This is a genomic window from Bartonella sp. AP7XZML (genome assembly GCF_042195745.1).
Lineage (GTDB): Bacteria > Pseudomonadota > Alphaproteobacteria > Rhizobiales > Rhizobiaceae > Bartonella.
In genome coordinates, this window is the sequence record NZ_JBHIOT010000128.1 from 47400 (window position 1) to 69168 (window position 21769).

Consider the following 21769-nt stretch of genomic DNA (forward strand, 5'->3'; position numbering starts at 1 on the left):
TTTAATGATAAAGCGCTGAAAAAGGCTTTTCTCCCCAACCAAAGAAAGGGTTTCCTCTCTTATGGATCTTAAAGCAGCGCAATATAATAAGAGCAACAATACAAAAATAAAAAACATTTTGTTGCAAAAATACACAAAAGAGATGTTCGTATGGCAAGATATTCATATGGAACAATAAGAAAAACATAATGGAGAAAAATTTTTGATGACTGCTTTTGCCCATAGATTCACCAATCTGAGAGCTGTGTATGAAAAGTACCAGCACCATCCGCTAACCAAGAGCGATTACACCCGCTATATCCACGCTCCTCATCAAAGCGCTCTTGCAAACAACTTTGTTAAAGGAAAAAAACAATTTTAAGCAACATTTTTCTTTTTGACCTCTTCCTTACACCTCAAAGAACGAAGATTTTACCCAGAGTCAATTTATAGAAAATCCATTTTCTGACTACTTATGGGATTCATATCAGCGTCCTAAATACCAGCATTTTACAGTACAAGATAATAAACAAAGGAAACATCAGAAAAGCTTTTCAAAAGCATCACAAAACGATTGATACATCCCATACACTGGAGGGAAAAGTGCTCCCTCTCATAACAACCAAAATCTCAAAAGAATACGCGAAGGGGAATTTTTCACATGCAGCGTTTAAGACGCTCATCAACCACCACCTTACCTACTTAGGAGAGATTACATGTTAGAGCAAAATTATCTATATAAAGGAACCAAAACACTCAAAAATAAATATGGCATCAAAGACCCTAAAAAACTGTATCAACGCAGTACCCATGACGTCACTAAAGCAGCCGTCAATTTTCGCCATGAACCACCCCCACGAAAATTTGATGCTTCCTATCTAAAACTAATCCACTGGAGCCTCTTCTACAAAACTTTTGAATGGGCGGGCCACACCCGCGATACATCCTTTACATTTGAAGACGGCACCACTGCCCATATGCCGGCGATGCGTCCCAAAGGTTATGAAGTTCCTTTTGCTATCGGTCCACAGATTAAAAAAGAACTCACACAACTCGAAAAAACACTTAATGAAAAGAACAATTTAAAAGGTTTATCGCGCCAAGAATTTGCTGAAAGTGCCGCTGATGTTTTTATGGTGCTAGAGCACGCACATCCTTTTAGAAAAGGCAATGGGCGCGTAAATCGAATGTTTATGGAAAAACTTGGACAAGCCGCAGGACATACCATTGACTTTTCTTTCATCACAAAAGGACGCATGACAACAGCTTGTATTGAAGCCATGCAATATGGCAATTCCCAACCGATGAAAGATCTTTTTGAAGATATCACCCATCCACAAAAATCCCTTGTTTTAAAAGAATTCATCTCCCAAATGAGAAACGCTGGACTGGATGAAATTAACGATCGTGTTGTTGTTGCAGCAAAGGAAGATGTAACCTATGAAGGCGTCTTTAGAGGTTTTTCAGCAGAAGGTTTTGTCATGGAAGTAGAAGGGGCTTTCGTCGTCGGACACAAAGATGATCTCACCCCAGAACTCGTCAAAACATTACAAAACGGTGCCCGCCTCTGCTTTCAAAAAACCAACGTTCAAAGCTTAAAAGAAACACTGATCCCAAAAGAAACTTTAGCCCCTCTTACCCATGAAGAGTTATTTGAAAGGATTTCAAATGACGCTTATGTTGAAGGGAGCCGAAAAGAAATCGAAAATTTATCAAAGACTGTTTATGGTAAAACCCACGCCTTAAAGACAACATTAGATATCATAACGGCAGCTCCAAACTTAGGAAACCAGTTTGCCGATGAAACTTTACAAAACCCTCAATCAATTTCTCAATTTTCTGGGAGTAAAATACTTGGCATGAAAAGTTCAAATCGCAGACAAGCCGAACAGGCTGTTCCACAACTCAGCCAAGCCCTTAAAAATTATGGCGCAATAACACAACAAACAAAAGATGCAATTCTAGAGCAACACCAAAGAGAACAAAATCGCCTGAACCACACTGTCGAAAAACCTGGAAAAAATTTACAAAACCTTTTTGCCTTACCAGAAGAACAACAAAGGGAAGCTTTATTCCATTCTCGTTCACTGCGACAAGAACTCCATACCTTTTCACGACAACTACACAATCGTCTATCCTCAGAAGATCGTAAAGCCATACAAGAAAAAGATTATACCAGACTAGCTTGCCTCCTTGGGACATCGGAAAGCAAAGCAAAAGAAATTGCGAATACTGTAAAGAACACCCAAGAAGCACAATGCCAAGCTCGCAGCTTGAAAGTTAGTCGTTCCTCATCGCTGGCTCTTACCGGCTAAAAACGCGTGAACTTTTGCCTTCCAACAAAACTCTTTATACCAATCATTTTATCTCCATTACGCCCACCAATTGTTTTAAAATGTTACAAAAGATAGTCCTAAAAATGAATCCTGTAATCTACTATAACTTATTGATAATATTTCATAAAAAAACTGTATAAAAGACATAAATGTCCATTACATATCAATATGAATAGCGCGAAGTCTTTGGAGACCATTCAGTTTGATATTCTTCTTTTGTCCTAAAAAATATCAAAAAAGTGGGGAATGCGCCAAAGAGGTTTTCTAAAAATATTGAAAGGAAACAGCCATGAAAAAAAGTCACCCAACTCCTTCTACCAATGTAGAGGAACTAAGACGACAATTTGAACAACAAAATCTAGGAGCTTCTAATATAGGAGACCTCTACGCAAAGGTTAACAAACCACCCAAAGAACAGCGCAACTCACAACAATATACACTTCAACAACCACCAGAAACGATCTATGCTCCCCAAAAGCCGCTTGAACAACAAAATCTAGGAGCTTTTAATGTAGAAGACCTCTACGCAAAGGTTAACAAACCACCCAAAGAACAGCGCAACTCACAACAATATACACTTCAACAACCACCAGAAACGATCTATGCTCCCCAAAAGCCGCTTGAACAACAAAATCTAGGAGCTTCTAATGTAGAAGACCTCTACGCAAGGGTTAATAAGCCACCCAAAGAACAGCGCACCTCACCTCAATATACACTTCAACAACCATCAGAAACGGCCTATGCTCCCCAAAAGCCACTAGGAAATCCCTATGACAGACTTGGTGAAAGACCAAGTGATGGGCGACGCACCGACAAACTCGTAACCCCCTATTCAATAACGGATCTGGCGGCGCAAGGTTGGCAAACACCCTACGACACAGTTGGTGGAGGTGCGCAGGGTGGACGACATCCCCATGAACCAGAACATCTCTATGCAGAGCTTGACTTTAGTGAACGTGGTGAGCACTCTCCCCAAAGACCTCTCGAATCTGTCTATACAACGGTTGGCATGGGAGCTGACGGCGGGCAAGAATCCCAACAACTAGAAAATCCCATCTATCAAGGCGTTGGCGGAAGTAGAATCTCCCCTCCAAGAACCCCAAAAGATGTAGTTACAACAAAGCTTTTAAAAAACGTAGACTTTCAATATGGTGTAAGAGAAACTCAAGAATGGTGCAGAGTTGTTTATGGTAACGAACATGCTTTGAATCAACAACTGGCTAAGATTCTTGACGACCCTCAAAATGCAGAGCAAATCTTATGGAGCCTTGCAGAAAATCCTGAGAGTGTAGCTAAACTTGCAGGTCACAAAATACTTGGTGTAAAGTCTCCAAGCCGCAGAGAAGCTGAAGAGAGTTTTTCTCCCCTTTGCTCAGCTCTTGAGAGACATATACATAAGACACAAAAGCTCCATAAACAGTTTACACGGGAGCATGAAAGAGAAAGAGGTCAAAGACACGAAAATCCAGAAAGAGACCCAGAACACAGACATCACCACCATCATCACGCAAGAGGACGAGAACACAATAGTCCAGAGCACAGCCCACAACAACAAAGACATGGAGAAAAAGGAATGGCTTTTGCCATGTAAGTGGACATAAACGTAAAAACAGATAGTTTTTGTTTTTCATGTAATTTTTTTCAGTGAGTTTCTTGGCGCAAATCGTTTCATCGGGATTGCGCCAAGAGTTGTTTTAAAATATTACAAAAAATAGTTCTAAAAAAGAATCCTATAATTTATCATAACTTATTGATAAAATTTCATAAAAAAACTGTATAAAAGACACAAAGGTCCGTTACACTATTCCCGAATAGCGCGAAATCTTTGGAGGTCATTCGGTTGGATATCTTCCTTATATAAAAGTTATCAAAACTAAAAGTGGGGAATGCACCAAAGAGGTTTTCTAAAAATATTGAAAGGAAATATGTATGAAAAAACATCATTCACATCCTTCTGCAAATCCAGAAGCCCTCTATGCAACAGTTAATAAACCAAACAGAGGAAACCAGCGCGGACCAACCCCAGAAGAAGACGTTCTATACGCATCCGTTAGCAGTATTTCTCCTTCCAAAGGGAGACATCCTGATCGGGGAAGAGAAAGTCCTGAAACCGACTATGCAACGGTTGCTCCCCCAAAACGTGAAAAGGAAGTTCTATACGCATCAGTGAGCAGCGTTTCTCCTCTTTCAAGAGGGAGACATCCTGATCGGGGAAGAGAAAGTTCTGAAACCGACTATACAACGGTTGCTCCGCACCAAAGAGGAAGATCTCCATCTTCCCTCACAACGGAGCAAATAACTGTCATACTTTTAAAAGATCCACATGTTAAAGCATATGGAGAAGAGGTCATACATTGGGGTGCAACTGTCTATGGAAAGGACAATATTTTTCAGAAACACTTGCAAGACATACTTACAGATCCCCGTAAAGGAAAAGACCTTTCAAATCAACTTGCTGAAAATCCTGAGTCTATACATAAGCTTGCGGGCCACCAAACACTTGGCATAAAAAGCCAAGCACGAAGAGCAGCTGAAGATGGTTTTAGATTGCTCGTTGGTGCCGTTGATGGTTATACGAAAGCTGTAGAAAACGCAAAAGAACAGCTATTGCAAACCCCTCTAGCGGAACAAAGACGCCATCATCACCATCATCATCATCGTCATCACGAAAGAGGACAAGAACAAAATAGTCCAGAACACAGTCCACAACGACAAAGACACGGAGAAAAAGGAATGGCTTATGCCATGTAAAGGGGCGTAAACATAAAAACAGATAGTTTTTGTTTTTCATTTAATCTTTTTTTCAGTGAGCTTCTTGGCGCAAATCGTTTCATCGCGATTACGCCAAGAATTGTTTTAGAATGTTACAAAAAATAGTCCTAAAAATGACGCCTGTAATTCACGATAAATATTGATAACTTATTGATAATATTTCACAAAAAAACTGTATAAAAGACACAAATGTCCATTAAGCTGATTGCAAATAGCGCAGATCTTTGGAAGCTCATTCAGCTCGATATTTCTTTTGTCTCAAAGCGATCCAAGCATAAAAGGCAAGAATGCACCAAAGAGGTTTTCTAAAACAATTTTTGAAAGGAAACATGCATGAAAAAAAAACACCCTCATCCTTTTCCATCCTCTTCAATACAAGAACTTATAAAGCTCTATGAACAAGCGGCGGCAGAGGTCTCAGGCGCTGCAGCCCCCCTTCCTAAAGAAACGCCTTCAAAAAGCAAAAGACTGTCATCCATACCGGAAGAAGATGAGGAAAGACAATCTCTTTTAAGCGAAGAAACTGTATATGCATCAACAAATCGAACAGCTTCGTTAACAAGAGGCGGCTCTACCAAAAGACCGCAAGAAGCTGAAACGACACACGCAACAATTCCTTCACAAGCAGCATTACAAAGGGCAACAAGAGTTCTCTCAGAGGAAGAGATCATTCTATTGCTTCCACACCATTCATTGGTTCGAACCTATCAAGAAGAAATCCAACATTTATCCGCAAGTGCCTATGGTAACCCAAACATTTTGCAAGAAAAAATGCAGGAAATTCAAAGAAGTCCCGCTGCAGGAGAGGAGCTCTCATGGCGCATGGCAGCATATCCTGAAAGTTTTGCTAAACTTTCCGGCACCAGCGCGCTGGGCTTCAAAAGTCGAGTACGTAGACACGCGGAAGAGAGTTATTCCGCCCTATGTGTCACCGTTGATTGTTATACAGAAGCTGTAAAACAGGCAAGAGAGAGCCTCTTACAATCTCCAGAGCAAGAACTCAAAAACTATGAACGCTTCATGGGGAAGGAAGCCGTCGCTAAACTTCTGCAAAAACCAGATCAACGCGAAAAAGAAACGCTTTCAGAGACAGAAATTTCTACCAAAATTCACCAACATTCAAAAGTCAGAAGACACCATGCCCAAATCAAATATTGGTGCACTGTTGTTTTTGGTAACGCAAACATTTTGCAATCACAAACAGAAGAGCTTTTCCAAAACCCTGAAACAATAGAACAGCTGGCACAGCAACTTGCCGGAAATCCTCAGTCTTTTAACAAATACACTGGTCGTAACTTTTGTGGCTTTAAAAATAAAGCACGCAGACATGCTGAAGCGGGTCTTTCTCACCTCATTGACGCCGCTGACAATTATGCAACAGCTGTAACACAAGTAAGAGAGAGCCTTTCAAAAACTCAGCAGGCAAAACAAGAACACAATGAAGCATCTTCTGACAGAGCGCAAAACTTGCATCAACAACAAAGCGTCTCACAGTCTGCTCAACGCCCTGAGCCTTCAACAGTAACGCATGAAGGAGCAACAATCTCTACTCAACAAAGAGAAACAGATATTCGTCCTCGCAAAACTGCCGCCCCAAAAGCGATGGCTTTTGCCAGTTAAACAGACATAAGTTTTCACGTTGAATCTAACGTCTTGGCGTAACACAGGAAAGAGGTGTTTGCGCCAAGAAAGAGAGAAAATTGAAACAAAATTTATTTTTCCGTCCCTTAACCCAAACACTGAGAAAACAATCTTTAGAGAATGATTATGATCTGAGCCAAGAGAGTCAAATCGTGCGAAACCATTCAGTTTCATATCCTCTCTCATAAAAGCAAATGAAAAAGCATAAAACAGAATAAAAACCAACGTACGTTTTTAAATAGTATTTAAAAACAATATTGGAAGAGTTTGAAAGGAACATGCATGAAAAAAAGAAATCCCTCCCCTTTTATCACCGAAATGATGGAAAAATTTCAACAACAGGCTGAACAATCCCCCACCAGAACCCCTCCTTCCCAAGTTTCTCAAAGTTTGCCAAAAGCAACTGTAGAAAAACGCCCAGAAAATTTATCCCCCCACCCAAAGGTTGCGCCACCGCCACCCCCCCGCATGAGAGCAAACACTCAAACCAGCACAATGCTTCCTAACGCCAAAAACCAAGAGACACCTCCCCCACAAAAAAAAGCAGTTCCGCCAAAACCTCCGCGTGTAAAAGAGAGACAACAACATAAACCGACAGTTCAAGAGTCCCCCTTCCTACAGACAAAAGTGGCTCCACCCCCTCCTCCACGCATGAGAGAAAAAACACAAACCGGCACAACAATCTCCAACTCAAAAATCCAAGAAAACTCCTCTCCGCACACAAAAACAGCTCCACAAAGACCTCCACGTGCAAAAGAGAGGCAACAACATAGACCAACAGTTCAAGAGTCCCCCTCCACGCGCATAAAAATGGCCCCACAAAGACCACCGCGTGCAAAAGATAGAGAACAAAACAAACCAACTGCTCAAGAATCCCCTTCTCTACAGACAAAAGTGGCTCCGCCCCTTCCCCCACGCATGAGAGAAAGAGTACAAAATGGCACAAAAATCCAAAATCCTGAAACACACGAACCAAGTGTTAGACCCAAAACACTATCACATATGAAAGTCAGGCAGCAAAGCAGTTCATCATCACAAGACAGTGGAACATATGCCGTACCGCCTTCAAGAAAACCGCACCGTATGGAAAACAGAAAACAAAGCGATACTGTCGTCCCAAAAACTTCCTCTCCACACACAGCAATTGAACAACCAAAACCGTCTCACGAACAAAAACCATCTATTAATACAATGGAAAGAGAGCTATTGCTCGTAGCATATCAAGAAGAAATACGATTTTTGAGCGAAAAGGTTTATGGCGACCGACTTATTTTAAATGAAAGAATAGAAGCAATCAAAGAAAACCCCGATATGGGAGAACAGCTCTTATGGGATGTTACAGAACGGCCTAAGTCTATTTCTAAGCTTGCTGGTAGAAAAGTTCTTGGCATAAAAAACCATGCGCGCAGAAAAGCTGAAGAAACTCTTCCCACCCTATGTGCTGCCATTAACGGTTATGTGTATACTTCAAAATATACAAAAAGTGAAAATATTTTACAAGGTTCTCACACGGAACAACAACATCAGCGACAAACACAAGAGGAAGAGCTAACAAATCAACATTTACAAAATCCGCTCAATTCAGAAAAGAAAATAAAGCCTCTCTCAAATGAGGAAATTGCCCGCAGAGTTCAAAAAGATCCATCGGTTCAATATGGTCAAAGAGAGATCCAATATTGGTGCCAAATTGTTTATAAGGATCCATTTATTTTGCAATATAGAATAGAAGATATGCAAAAAATTCCGGAGATGGGAGAAGAGCTTGTATTTCAAATTGAAAAGGATTCTGCATCTGTTGCTCCACTTGCTGGTAAGCAAGTCCTTGGCATAAAAAATGGAGCACGCAAAGCCGCTGAAGAACATCTTCCTACTCTTTGTACCGTCATTAAGGAGTATGCTGAAACTGTAAAACAGTTAAAAGAAACCATTGTGCAAAACCATCAGGCAGAACAACAAAAACGTTATCAACCGCCTACCGATTTCGATAAAAAATTACAAAAGCAGCAAAGCTTATCGCAGCCCCTGAAGCTGCCTGAACGCTCAACAGCAAAGCGGCATCTAGAAGTTGCAGCAACTTCTAGACAAGAAGACCAACAGCAGGTTCGAACGCGCAGAGCCGAAACATCAAAAGCAATGGCTTTATCGTGATAAATCTCCTAATTGTTGGCTTTTTATCCAAAACTTTGGTGCAATTATCTTGCCAAGATTGCATCAAAGACGGTGTGTGAAATACAGAAAACTTTGAATAAGACACCCCATTATTTTACAGAATTCATTGATAAAATTTCACGATAATACTTCAAAATTATAAACTTTAACTTTGTTCCATGCGAATAAGGTCAATTTTTTCAATCATTCAAATAGGCATTCTTCTTTGAAGAAAACGCTATGAAAATAACATAAGGCAAAAAATGTAAACAAAGAAGATTTCAAAAAATAATGTTACCATTTGAAAGGAAATATGCATGAAAGAAAACACAGAACATTGTGCCTCCTTTACACAGGAAGAATTGCAAGAACAACACTCTGTAATTAATGCAGCCATTTCAAAGCAAATCAATGAAGAAGCGCAAAATTTTTTCTACCCCAATAGCAAAGTGCTTAAAAATAAATACCGCATCAAAGATAAAGAAATATTAAAAGAATGCTGTTCTAATGATGTAAAAAAAGAAATGATAAAACTGCACCAAGAACCTCTACCAGAGCAGTTTAATGCCTCTTATCTAAAATACCTTCATCAACGCCTCTTTTCCCGTACATTTGAATGGGCCGGACAAACACGCCTAGAGCCTTTTACATTTGAAGATGGCTCTGTTGCTTCTATGCCCATTTTGAAAAGAAAAGAATTTACAAAACCTTTTGCGATTGGCAGAAAAATACAGGAGGGACTAGAAAAGTTAGATAAAACGCTTGCTGAAAAGAATAATTTACAAGGCCTAACGCGCGAAGAATTCGTTGAACAAGCAGCTGGTATAATGATAGATTTGCACCACTTGCATCCTTTCAGAGAGGGCAATAGGCGCACAAAGAGACTGTTTGTTGAAAAACTCTCTCAAGCAGCAGGACATGAGCTAGACTTTTCTCTTGTGAGCAAAAAACGTAAAGACTTTGTCCGCGCCGCTGCCATGGAACATGGTAACCCAGAGCCTATGAAGCATCTGCTTGAGGATATCTCAAATCCAGAAAAATTGCTCCTCTTACGAGAATTCACCAACTCTATGAGAGAGCTTGGATTGGATGAAAAAAATTATTATCTCGCTGTCGTTGCAAAAGAAGGAGAAACCTATCATGGTACCTATAGAGGCAGTGGACCCAATGGCTTCATGCTTGATGCCAACGGCATTTTCATCTTGGGAAATAAAAAAGATCTCACCCCAGAGCAAATACAGACATTAAAAATCGGTGACGCCCTCTCCTTTACAGCACCAAAAATTCAAAACCCAGAAAAAACCCAGCAAAAAACATTGCTTCCAGAAGAAAAAGAAGAAAAAAGAGCCACTCTTAAAAACGATGAAATAACTGAAAAGAGCAAAGACAACGCATCCATTCAAACAAAGAAAAAGGGAAAATCCTATTTTTCACCATGGATTGCCTCTCATGTTTTACATGACAGCGTTGAAGCTATGCCCAAAAGTTTGCAAGAACAAGAACAAATGACCAAACCAATTGCTCAATCGGCTTCCTCTATGAGGCAAATGCAAAAAGATTTCCAAAAAAACATTTTACAGACCAGCAATACAGCGACAAATAATCCAATATCTGTCCAAATGACAAAGGAAAAACGCTCTGATCATCAAGAAAGAATGAAACAGCCCCAAAAAAAAGCAATGGTATACTGGGACACTGGTACAAAAAAAACGGACACCGTCCCTCTCACCTTACAGGAGAAATTATCATCACCGCCTGAAACCGAAGAAAATAAGACAATGTACCGTAATTTCTTTTGCCCTAATAGTATCACCTTAAAAAATAAATATGGAATAAAAGACTATAAAAAATTAAAAGTGCAATGTGCCCATGATACAACAAAAGCAATCATTCATCTACGCCAAGAAGCGCCACCGCAAAAACTAACTTCCACATATCTCCAATATATTCATCACACCCTATTTAAAAATACTTTTGAATGGGCCGGTCAAACACGCGAAAAACCATTTACATTTGAAGATGGTACCGTTGCTTATATGCCAATGATGAAAAAAGCTGGGATTTCTTTTGCCTCAGCAAAACAGATACAAGAGAGACTAGAAAATTTAGATAAAATACTTGCTGAAACGAATAGTTTAAAAGGCTTAACCCGCGAAACATTTGTTGAATATGTCACTGAAATGTTGATACAGCTCAACTATACACATCCTTTCAGAGAAGGCAATGGACGCACGCAACGGACGTTTTTTGAAAAACTTGGGCAAGTTGCTGGCCACACACTCGACTCTTCTCTTGTAACAGAAAAACGTATGAATCTTGCCAGCATTGCATCGCTAAAACATAACGATAAAGAAGAGATGAAGCATCTGCTTGAAGATATCTCAAATCCAGAAAAAATACTTATTTTAAAAGAATTCATGGACAGTATGAAACATATCGGGCTTGAGAGTATTCATCATCATCTTATTATCACAGCAAAAGAAGGTCATACCTATAAAGGCTTTTACAGAGGCAGTGGACCCAATGGCTTTATGCTTGATGCTAACGGAATTTTCATCTTGGGAAATAAAAAAGATCTCACCCCAGAGCAAATACAGACATTAAAAATCGGTGACGCCCTCTCCTTTACAGCACCAAAAATTCAAAACCAGCAAGAAGTGCTTATCCCCGCACAAACAATAGTCCCCCTTACCAACAATGAAATTGCCACAAGGATAAAAAACAACGCATCCATTCAAGCAAGAAGAAAAGAAATAGAAACTTTGTGCCAAATCATTTATGGCAATCGTCATATTTTGCGGGAAAAAATTGAGATGATCCATGAAAATCATACTGAAGGAGAACAACTCACCTATCAAATTACCACCTCTCCCCAATCGATTTCTAAGCTTTCTGGTAGCAATGTATTTGGCATAAAAAACAACGCGCGCGCCCATGCAGAAGAAAATATTTTGCCCCTCTGTAGAGCCATTGATCGTTATATCAATATTTCTAAACAAACAGAAAGAGACATTCTCCATACCCATCATGTAAAACAAAGGCGGTGTGAACAGTCGGTAGAAATGCCTAAGGCTTGGATGAAAAATCTCCTTTCCTTGTCAAAAGCACAACAGCAAGAAATGTTATCAAACTCTCCTGAATTAAGGGGGGAGATAAGGACTTATATCAAAAAAATCAATGAGCGCTTATCTTCAAACGAGCATGAAGTTATAAAAGAAAATAATCCTGAAAGACTTGCGGAGAGTCTTGGCACATCAACCATCAAAGCAAAAGAGATTATGGAAATAGTCAAGCAGATAAAAGAGATAGAACCGCATATACAACCCATGTATTTTTATAACCATAAATTCGATGAGCGCTTAGCACCAAACCAGTATCAATCTATCCAGCATCAATCTATAAAGAAAAATAATGAAAAAAAATGTTCCAACACCCTTGATAAAGAAGCAATTAAAGTGCAAAAAATGACAGAAATCGTCAATCAGAGTCCCAAAAGACAAGAAAATATTCAACCTCACAAAACGGAGCACACAAAAGTAATGGCAATGAATATCTAAAAGGTTTATAAACTTTAACTTTTTTGCCCCCTCTGGTAAAAATGATAGCCTTTATCCCCCTCTGCCTTCATCGGCAAATCAATTGCACCTCAACGAGAATGGAAACCATGAGAGAGTAATTTTATCTTATTTCCTCAGATTTTATCCTCATCAACTGTGAAAAGAAACCTGAACAGCAAAAATGCTGTTGAAAGATCATATCTTCCTATCCTCTTGTTTATGTAATCTCTAAAACGGGAGTGCAGACAAATTTTGGGAGAACATAAAGCCGTAAAAGTGAAAACCAATCACCAGCTTTACCATCACCTTTTAGCTCAGCCTTACGACTTTTAAAAACATCTAAAGCGCTGTTTTTTTAAATCATGAATAAATAATGGAAATTGCCCATTGCTCCACGCTTTTATTTTATTTGCGTTCTTTTAATAGGGTCACACCCCTCACGTAAAACAAAACGGTATTGGGTTGCACTATTCACGACATCACACCATAAAGAGAAATTATCATTATATATCCCTACATATCCCTTCAAACTGTTATGATATCACTCGCATATTTCAGTTTGAAAAAGAAATTTTAATTATTTTATGGCAACAATAAAAACTTTAATGCAACAGTAAACAAGGAGCATAAAAAAGTCTTCAAGCACCATTGTTGACAGAAAGATAAACACCGTCGTAAAACGCTTTCAAAAAGTATCCTTGATTAGGATAGAGATCAGATTTTTACGATTTAAAACGCTTTATTTCTCCTGTCATCGCTTCTCTTTTACAACAAAGCTGATATATCTTTATGACATTGATTAAAAAAATTGCAACAGTTGCTTCCGGAACCCTCATGAGCCGTATTTTTGGCTTCGTACGCGAAATGCTTATGGCCGCAGCCCTAGGGACAGGTCCTGTTTCTGATGCCTTTAACGCTGCTTTTCGTTTTCCCAACACATTTCGTCGTTTTTTTGCTGAAGGTGCCTTTAACGCTGCTTTCATTCCTCTTTTTGCAAAAAAAATCACTGAAGAAGGTCACGAAACGGCATGCAAATTTGCAGAAGAAGTCTTTGGCGTTCTCTTTTCGCTGCTCTTACTGTTAACGATTGCGATGGAACTGAGTATGCCTTTTTTGGTACGAACCATTATTGCCCCAGGTTTTACCGAAGATGCAACAAAATTTAACGCTACAATTCACTTTACTGCAATCATGTTTCCCTATTTAACCTGCATGTCGCTTGCTGCCATGATGGGGGGCATGCTTAATGCTCTGCGACGCTATTTTATTGCCGCCATTACCCCACTCTTTTTAAACATTATTTTGATTGGTGTGCTTGCCTATGCTTGGATCTATAAACTTGACGCTTGGCATATTGGCTTAAATCTCTCTTGGGGTGTATTGGCAGCAGGGCTTCTTCAGCTCACCTTAATTGCCCTTGCTTTGCGTCAAAGTGGAATGAAAATTTCCTTCCGCCAGCCCCATTTAAGTCCTAATGTTCGTAAGCTATTAACTTTAGCATTCCCAGCAGCCATCACAGGTGGCATCACGCAAATTAATTTGCTTATTAATACCAACATTGCTTCTAGTCAATCGGGTGCTGTCTCTTCTTTGATGTATGCTGATCGTCTTTATCAATTGCCTTTAGGTGTAATCGCCATTGCTGTTGCAACCGTTCTTTTACCAGAGTTAACACGCGCTTTGCGGAGCAAAAAGCATAAAGAAACCCACCATTTACAAAATCGCTCTATTGAATTAACATTGTTGTTAACACTTCCAGCATCCATCGCTTTTTTGCTGCTCTCCACTCCCATTGTCAGTTTGCTCTTTGAACGAGGACAATTTACCAGTCAATCAACACACCATGTTGCACAATTATTGGAGCTTTATGGACTAGGACTTCCAGCTTTTGTTCTTATTAAGGTTTTTATTCCTAATTTTTTTGCCCATGAAGATACCAAAACACCGATGATTTTTACAGGTATTTGCGTTTTCATCAATATCAGTCTCGCCTTAATATTATTTCCTATTCTATCTGCACGAGGCATTGTTATTGCTGAAATTACCTCTGGATGGGCCAACACCCTTTTGCTGTGGAGTGTCCTTATCAAACGCGGTTATTGGAAATACGACTTCCAACTGATAAAGCGAATATTATGTCTCATGATGGCAACTCTTTTGAGTGCACTAGCCCTCTATTACGGATTGAATGTGTTTGGTTTTTTGTCTTTTCCTTTATCCTCACAAGCATCATTTTTCTTGCGCGCGATCACCTTAGCTGGGATCATGATTGGCATATTTTTGATCTATTTTAGTGCCTATTTTTTATTCAACATCCGTTCCTTTTTTCACACGCTTAAAAATTTGAAAAAACGCTCATAATATCTATACTTTGTCAAAAACAATAAAATGAATAACCTTAATTGAAGAAAGAGCACTCCTATGGATACCTTCACACCACTTGTCTTTTCCGGCGTACAACCGAGTGGTCATTTACATCTTGGCAATTATCTTGGAGCCATTCAGCGTTGGGTTGAACTGCAAAACTCTCATCACTGCCTCTATTGTGTTGTGGATATGCATGCGCTCACAGTCAACCCAGATCCCTTTACTTTACGCGAATCCACCAGAACAGTGACAGCAGCTTTTTTAGCCGCCGGTATTGATCCTCAAAAACACATTATTTTTAACCAATCACGTGTTTTTCAACATGCTGAACTCGCCTGGATTTTTAATTGTGTTGCCCGTATCGGCTGGCTTCAACGCATGACACAATTTAAAGATAAAGCGGGAAAAGATCGCGAAAAAGCATCCATCGGGCTTTTTGCCTATCCCACTTTGATGGCTGCTGATATTTTAGTCTATCGTGCAACGCATGTTCCAGTAGGCGAAGATCAAAAACAGCATGTTGAACTCACACGCGATATTGCACAAAAATTTAACAACGACTATGCACAGCGTATTGCCGAATTAAATTTTGGTATCTCTATGCAAACAGATGAAGAAAAAAGACAAGGCTTTTTTCCTCTTCCAGAAGCACTGATTGGAACAACAGCCACACGCGTTATGTCTTTGCGCGATGGGACGAAAAAAATGTCAAAATCAGATCCTTCAGATTTTTCACGCATTAATTTGACCGATGACGCTGATCTTATCGCAAAAAAAATACGCAAAGCCAAAACGGATTCGGCTCCACTTCCCGATACCCTTGCCGCTTTAAAAGAACGACCAGAAGTAGATAACCTGCTTGGTATTTATGCCGCCTTTGCCAAAGTTAGCAAAGAAAAGATTCTTTTAGAATTTTCTGGTCAACAATTTTCGCATTTTAAAACAGCTCTAGCCGACCTTGTTGTCCATAAGCTTGCCCCTATAACAGAAGAATTACGTCGCCTTCATCAAGAAAGCGGTTATATCGACTCTGTTTTGCATGATGGCGCTAAACGTGCTAGTATGCTCGCAGAAGAAAATATGAAAAAAATTCGTGAAATTATTGGATTTTTGCACGATACATAAAAATAATAAAACTAAAAACTGTAGAGAGCAAAAAAATCGTTTGTACAAAATAGAGAAAGTGCATGATTTCCAAACCGCAAAATCCGAAAAAAGAACCAAAGAAAAAAAACTTAGTTATTATCGATGAAACACCAGAGTGTCGGCGTGCCGTTGCGTTTGCCGCACAGCATGCCCAAAATACCAGTAGAACATTGGTATTACTTTGTGTCGTTGATAGTGTAGAATTTCAACATTTTCTGGGTGTAAACAACGTTATGCGTACAGAATCAAAGCAAAGTGCTCATAAAATATTAGGAGACATTGCCAGTGAAGTCCGCACCACCCATGCGCTTGAAACAGAAATAGTAGTGCGTGAAGGAAAAAAAATTGATGAGATTTCTAAACTGATCGACGAAGATAAAAGGATTGCACTGATTGTTTTAGCAGCCAGTGGACATACAGAAGGACCAGGACCCCTTGTTCAATTAATCGGGAATAAAGGAACAGCTTTTTCAATCCCTGTCATTGTTATTCCTAGCAATCTTGCCGATGAAGATATTAGATCTATTGCCTAAAAAATATAATATTCTACAATGTAAGATCTTCCCAAGCCTTCATTATAAAAGGAGAATCTATGTTTATTCAAACTGAAACCACCCCAAACCCTGCAACACTTAAATTCCTGCCAGGACGCGTGGTTCTTTCTGAGGGCGTATTAGAATTTCGTGACCGTGAAGAAGCAGCTAAAAACTCACCTTTAGCGGCTAAACTGTTTAATATTCCCAATATCAATGGTGTCTTTTTAGGTTATGATTTTATCACCGTAAGCAAAAAAGAAGGGGAATGGCAACATCTTAAGCCCGTCATTTTAGGCACAATTATGGAACATTTTCTATCCAATGAGCCAGTGATCACCACCAACGCCACAACACAAGCACAAACCCGTGCCCTTAACGAAGAATTTTATGACGAAAAAGATGCTGATATTGTTTTAACCATTAAAGAGCTCCTTGAAACGCGTATCCGCCCCGCAGTTGCCAATGATGGTGGAGACATTACTTTTCTCGGATTTGAAAATGGTATTGTTTATCTCAATATGCGGGGCTCCTGCGCTGGATGTCCCTCTTCAACGGCAACTCTCAAACATGGTATTGAAAACCTTTTACGTCATTTTATCCCTGAAGTTTTAGGCGTTGAAGCCATGCCACAATAAATATTGACCTCAATAGATAAAATAACCACACCGATTGCCCCTCTTCAACAGCGCTCAAACATGGAGTGCAAAAATCTTACGTCATTTTATTCCTGAAATTTTCGAAGTAAGCCATGCAGTCATAAAAATAGAGTACTGTTAAAAAAATCTGCCCAATAATGATACCTTCACTCACCTTTCACCTCCACATATGCCTTAAAAAGATTTCAAAGCCCCCTTTAAGAAGCATAAGTTATTTCAACAAACCAATCCGTACACAGAAGTACAATGCATGGGTGTGCACTTTAAATTTATTTTGTTTTATAATCTTGTCATGCAATTTTAACGAGGAAAACACGACCTCGTTAAAAAAAAGAAAACCCAAAAAAGAAAACATTGTAAGATAGAGTGCTCATTTGCTCTATCTTTCTCAGTGCTTCCAACGACAAATCACGCAAAATACTTCTTGTAGCAAGCCGGCACCATCATCATATCTGCCAGCCCCTAATGATGCGACAGCTCTTTCATTAAGACGATTCATAAGAGTCATTTTTAATCCTTTCTTTCCTCATTTTTACCCACACGCCAGCCCCGCGTGTGGTGTGCAAGCAAGTGATTTTAATTGATTCAACATGGAACAGATTTGAAATGAGAGAATCCCACGTTATTCGGGGTTCTAATTCAATATGAATAACGCTAATTTATTATTATAAATCAATATGTTGTTTCAGACACTCGACAAAGATCACATTTTGCAACTTGCAATGAGAATTCTGACATTCTTCTTATTTCAATTATGTTTTTATTGCATCAATCAAAATCGTCCGCTTACACAGCACAAACTGGATAATAACAAAAACTATTTTTAATAGCTCTTATGTACACTTTTATAAGAGACTGTTGCAGTACTAAGAGCTGGAAAATGCATGGCAATAAGACCTTATCAAGATCATAGCATCCTTTTTCCATTCTTAAAATCAAGAATTTCCTCTATCATTTTCAATCTCATTTCCATAAATATGACGCAAAAGGTGTAACTACCCATAAAAATAAATACATTGAAGCCAGATCTATTATGGTTGTTTGAGAAATTATCTGATAAAAAAAATGAGAATATTTTTTCAATTCAGCAGGAATAAGTTTGTCTACTTTACGGCGTTGTTTTTCTCATAAAACGCACACTTTTATTGTTGCTTATGAGTCAACATCCAGTCCCCTCATAACCCCATATTAAAAGAAAAGAAAGAGTCGCTATTTCTCTGCGATACATGGCTTTGCAATAAAGGAAAACATATTGCTCCTATCTGATTGGTGTAATCTATGAAACAAGAAAAGAAGCCCATTGGAGAAAAATATGCCCAATTAGAGAAGAATGTAAAAATAGAAAACCAACGAAATGCAAAAACAATTGCAAGAAGATAAATGCCTAAACTTTTTTCACAAACTCCGACTTTAAACTCATCTGACCGATCCCAGGAATTTTGCAATCGATATTATGATCCCCATCCACCAAGCGAATATTCTTTACCTTCGTCCCCCCTTTTAAAACAGATGAAGCGCCTTTTACTTTCAGATCTTTTATCACCATAACGGTATCTCCGTTTGTTAAAATCTGACCATTGGCATCATAAACAGTATTGGCAAGAACCGTATCATCGTTTTTTTGTGGCCATTCATATGCGCATTCAGGACACACAAAATTTTCACCATCTTCATAAGTATAAAGACAATCACAACGAGGACATTTGGGATATTGGGTCATAAATTCCCCTTTTTTAGAAAAAACATTCATTATGACTGGTCATAAAGCAAGAAGTGCTTATTGTCCATTATTTTAGAAAAATGTTTCCCTTTGTTTCAATCCTCATCTGCCAACTGTATTCATGAATGCTATCATCACATACTATACACAAGTTTATAAAAATGATTGATCATTATACAACTCAAATAAGCCCCCGCATATCATAAAATTTACTCACTGCATTCTCTCTAATAAATTAATCAAAATCATTTTCTTATACATCACCAATGCAATTAACGAATGGATAACAAAACAATTAGAAAAGGAACATCTCTGAATAAAACGTTCTCAGAGAGCTAAAAACTATTGCAGCATTGAGAAACAAGAAAATGATGTCCCCAACTTAACCTTTTATTTAAGTAAAGATAACAGTCATAATGTTAGAGAACAGACTGATTTATGATCATAGTTAATGGTTTTGTATATTGAATGAGAGCCGATAAATAAGCTGAGATTCTCTCAACCCCTTTTACATTGAAACAACCAAAGCCTTTTGTTTGCATGTTACAAGCAGGAAAATCCGTGTAAAACGATTATCCAAAATACTAAATACTCTCAAATATAAGAGCCAACATTGAAAGCGGGCAAAGTGAATAATGGTGCCGTCTTACTCTCTCATAAGCGTAAAAATGGTGCTGCTCAATGGATGGATGGCCGGTTATCCCTTTCAAAGCAACACGCATAAGATGCGTTTTTAGTGTCTTGAGAGAGAAGATTCTTTAAAACAAACATATGAAATGTGCAACAATGATCGTATTTTGTTTTGTATGAGAAACATTCCCCTATTAAACAAAAATTGCTATCAAGCCATTGAGCAAACCCATTGGACATAAATGATCCGATTATGCTCGATTATAATTTCCTACAGCATTTAGTTTTAAGAATCCCTCAGTTTTAGGAATCCGATTGATATGTAAGAGAGGAAAAACAAGTCTCGCCTAAAAATAGAGTTAAGCTCTCCCTTATGCACATAAAATCACACCCCTAAAATCACATCCATGTGATCAATCATCATACTTTTACAAAAAAACATTCCAATGATCTTAGGTGATAATATCAGGACGATCTCGCCCCAATGCTTGTTGTATGTTTAACAGTTTTAGTGCTACCTGTTGCAAAGGTTGGAGAACTTCTTGCGGATTAAAATTGTGTTTGCGCGGATCACTTTCATACTGTTCAAAATAAAGTCGTAAAGTAGCACCTAGCGTCCCTGTTCCCGACAAACGAACCACCAACCGTGCTCCATTCTCGAAAAAAATACGTATACCTTGCCGCGTGCTAACGCTCTGATCAACGGGATCATGATATGTAAAATCGTCTGCTTTTTTGACGAAAAATCCAGAAATTTCAGTTCCTGCATGTGGTAAGTGCGCACGCAAATGCTCTAGTAATGCCAAAGCTTTATCTGCTTCGACTTCTTCATAATCATGCCGTAACGTGTAAAAACGCCCATAGGTGGACCAATGCTGTTGAACAATCTGTGCGACAGTTTTTTCTGTTACCGCTACAAGATTTAACCAAAATAGGACAGCCCATAAACCATCTTTTTCGCGGATGTGATGAGAGCCCGTTCCAAAGCTTTCTTCACCACAAAAGGTTACTTTTCCCGCATCCAAAAGGGTTCCAAAAAACTTCCATCCCGTTGGCGTTTCAAAAAAATTTAATCCGTGTTTTTCCGCAACCAGATCAGCAGCACGTCCCGTCGGCATAGAGCGCGCTATCCCCACAACACCTTTTCGATATCCTTTAATAAGGTGTGCATGTTCAGCCATAATAGCCAAAGAATCCGAAGGCGAGACAAATTGTTGACGTCCAATAATGAGATTACGATCTCCATCACCATCAGAGGCTGCGCCAAGATCTGGTCCTTGCTCTGACATCAATAAATCATAAAGGTCCTTAGCATAAACCAAATTGGGATCTGGATGACCGCCTCCAAAATCTGGCAAAGGAATACCATTAACCACCGTCCCTTCAGAAAATCCTAAGCATTTTTCAAAAATTTCATGGGCATAAGGCCCTGTTACCGCATGCATGGCATCAAACCGTAAAGTAAGACCTCGAGCAACAGCCTTGGCAATACAGTCAAAATCAAAAAGCTCCTGCATCAAAGCAACATAATCAGCGACAGGATCAATAATATCAATCCGCATGGCTCCCATAAAGATCGTACCTTGCCTATCTAAATCAATATCTGGTGCTTCAAGAATTTTATAAAAGGAAAGACGTTGCGATGTTGCAAAAATAGCATCACATAAAGAATTAGGAGCCGGTCCACCATTGGAAACATTGTATTTGATACCACAATCTCCCTCTGGACCACCAGGATTATGGCTTGCAGAAAGAATAAGTCCACCATGGGCATGAGTTTTACGAATAAGATGCGAAACAGCAGGTGTAGAAAGAATACCGCCCCTTCCCATTTTAATACAAGAAACACCATGCGCCGCCGCCATCTTCAACACAATCTGAAGAAGAGTACGATTAAAAGTGCGCCCATCCCCCCCAAGAATCAACATTTTTCCTTCAAGAGGCCCAATGTTATCAAAAAGAGACTGTATAAAGTTTTCTACATAATGGGGTTGTTGAAAAACAGACACTTTTTTGCGCAAACCAGACGTTCCCGGTTTTTGCCCCTCAAAAGCCGTGGTTAAAACTGTCTTTATGGTCATATCAATACCTTTATATGATTTCCTATAATTTTAAGGTGAAGAGTATCCAAAGTCGACCATTAATTCTACTTGACGGAAGTGTGAAATATTTGCACACTCGTTAGAAGTAAGAATTTTTAAAGAAGCCCTTTTGTTTAAAACGCTTTTTGCCATATGTTTTTAAATACGAAGGCTGTTTTAAAACAAAATTTTCGTAAAAG

At 39.0% G+C, this 21769-nt stretch carries 12 protein-coding genes and 1 pseudogene; 10 read left to right on the plus strand and 3 right to left on the minus strand.

The window, feature by feature from the left end; genetic code table 11:
- Nucleotides 1-695 precede the first annotated feature (695 nt).
- The 10 genes from ACFILT_RS09940 (at nt 696) to ACFILT_RS09985 (ending at nt 17117) form a co-directional block, all read left to right on the plus strand.
- The gene (locus ACFILT_RS09940; protein WP_375678477.1) at nt 696-2294 is read left to right on the plus strand and encodes a BID domain-containing T4SS effector; all 1599 of its coding nucleotides are present in this window, start codon (nt 696-698) and stop codon (nt 2292-2294) included.
- 310 nt (nt 2295-2604) lie between these two features.
- Nucleotides 2605-3906 (plus strand): BID domain-containing T4SS effector, encoded by a 1302-nt coding sequence (locus ACFILT_RS09945; protein WP_375680016.1) that lies wholly within the window; start codon nt 2605-2607, stop codon nt 3904-3906.
- A 338-nt stretch (nt 3907-4244) separates the two neighbouring features.
- A complete protein-coding gene (locus tag ACFILT_RS09950) occupies nt 4245-5066 on the plus strand; it encodes a BID domain-containing T4SS effector (RefSeq protein WP_375680017.1) in 822 nt (273 codons plus the stop codon).
- A gap of 354 nt (nt 5067-5420) precedes the next feature.
- Nucleotides 5421-6707, plus strand: a complete 1287-nt coding sequence (locus ACFILT_RS09955; RefSeq protein WP_375680018.1) for a BID domain-containing T4SS effector — start codon at nt 5421-5423, stop codon at nt 6705-6707.
- A gap of 303 nt (nt 6708-7010) precedes the next feature.
- Entirely contained in the window at nt 7011-8876 is a 1866-nt protein-coding gene (locus ACFILT_RS09960) for a BID domain-containing T4SS effector (protein WP_375678481.1), read from the plus strand.
- 317 nt (nt 8877-9193) lie between these two features.
- Nucleotides 9194-12433, plus strand: coding sequence for a BID domain-containing T4SS effector (locus ACFILT_RS09965; RefSeq protein WP_375680019.1), 3240 nt, complete (start codon nt 9194-9196; stop codon nt 12431-12433).
- A gap of 789 nt (nt 12434-13222) precedes the next feature.
- Nucleotides 13223-14794: a murein biosynthesis integral membrane protein MurJ gene (gene murJ, locus ACFILT_RS09970; protein ID WP_375678483.1), complete on the plus strand. Its 1572-nt coding sequence runs from the start codon at nt 13223-13225 to the stop codon at nt 14792-14794.
- A 60-nt stretch (nt 14795-14854) separates the two neighbouring features.
- Entirely contained in the window at nt 14855-15925 is a 1071-nt protein-coding gene (gene trpS / locus ACFILT_RS09975) for a tryptophan--tRNA ligase (protein WP_375678484.1), read from the plus strand.
- 62 nt (nt 15926-15987) lie between these two features.
- Nucleotides 15988-16479 (plus strand): universal stress protein, encoded by a 492-nt coding sequence (locus tag ACFILT_RS09980; RefSeq protein ID WP_375612177.1) that lies wholly within the window; start codon nt 15988-15990, stop codon nt 16477-16479.
- Between the two features lie 59 nt (nt 16480-16538).
- Complete coding sequence (locus ACFILT_RS09985; RefSeq protein WP_375678485.1) at nt 16539-17117, plus strand: NifU family protein; 579 nt, start codon at nt 16539-16541, stop codon at nt 17115-17117.
- Nucleotides 17118-17565: 448 nt separating this feature from the next.
- Here ACFILT_RS09985 and ACFILT_RS09990 read toward each other — a convergent pair.
- The 3 genes and pseudogenes from ACFILT_RS09990 to ACFILT_RS10000 all read right to left on the minus strand — a co-directional run.
- Nucleotides 17566-17646: pseudogene (locus ACFILT_RS09990) on the minus strand (DUF4102 domain-containing protein); the annotation flags it as partial.
- An 876-nt stretch (nt 17647-18522) separates the two neighbouring features.
- Complete coding sequence (locus ACFILT_RS09995) at nt 18523-18858, minus strand: zinc ribbon domain-containing protein YjdM (RefSeq protein ID WP_375680020.1); 336 nt, start codon at nt 18856-18858, stop codon at nt 18523-18525.
- Nucleotides 18859-19940: 1082 nt separating this feature from the next.
- Nucleotides 19941-21569 carry an alpha-D-glucose phosphate-specific phosphoglucomutase gene (locus tag ACFILT_RS10000; protein ID WP_375678486.1) on the minus strand — a complete coding sequence of 543 codons (1629 nt, stop codon included), beginning with the start codon at nt 21567-21569 and terminating at the stop codon, nt 19941-19943.
- Nucleotides 21570-21769 lie beyond the last annotated feature (200 nt).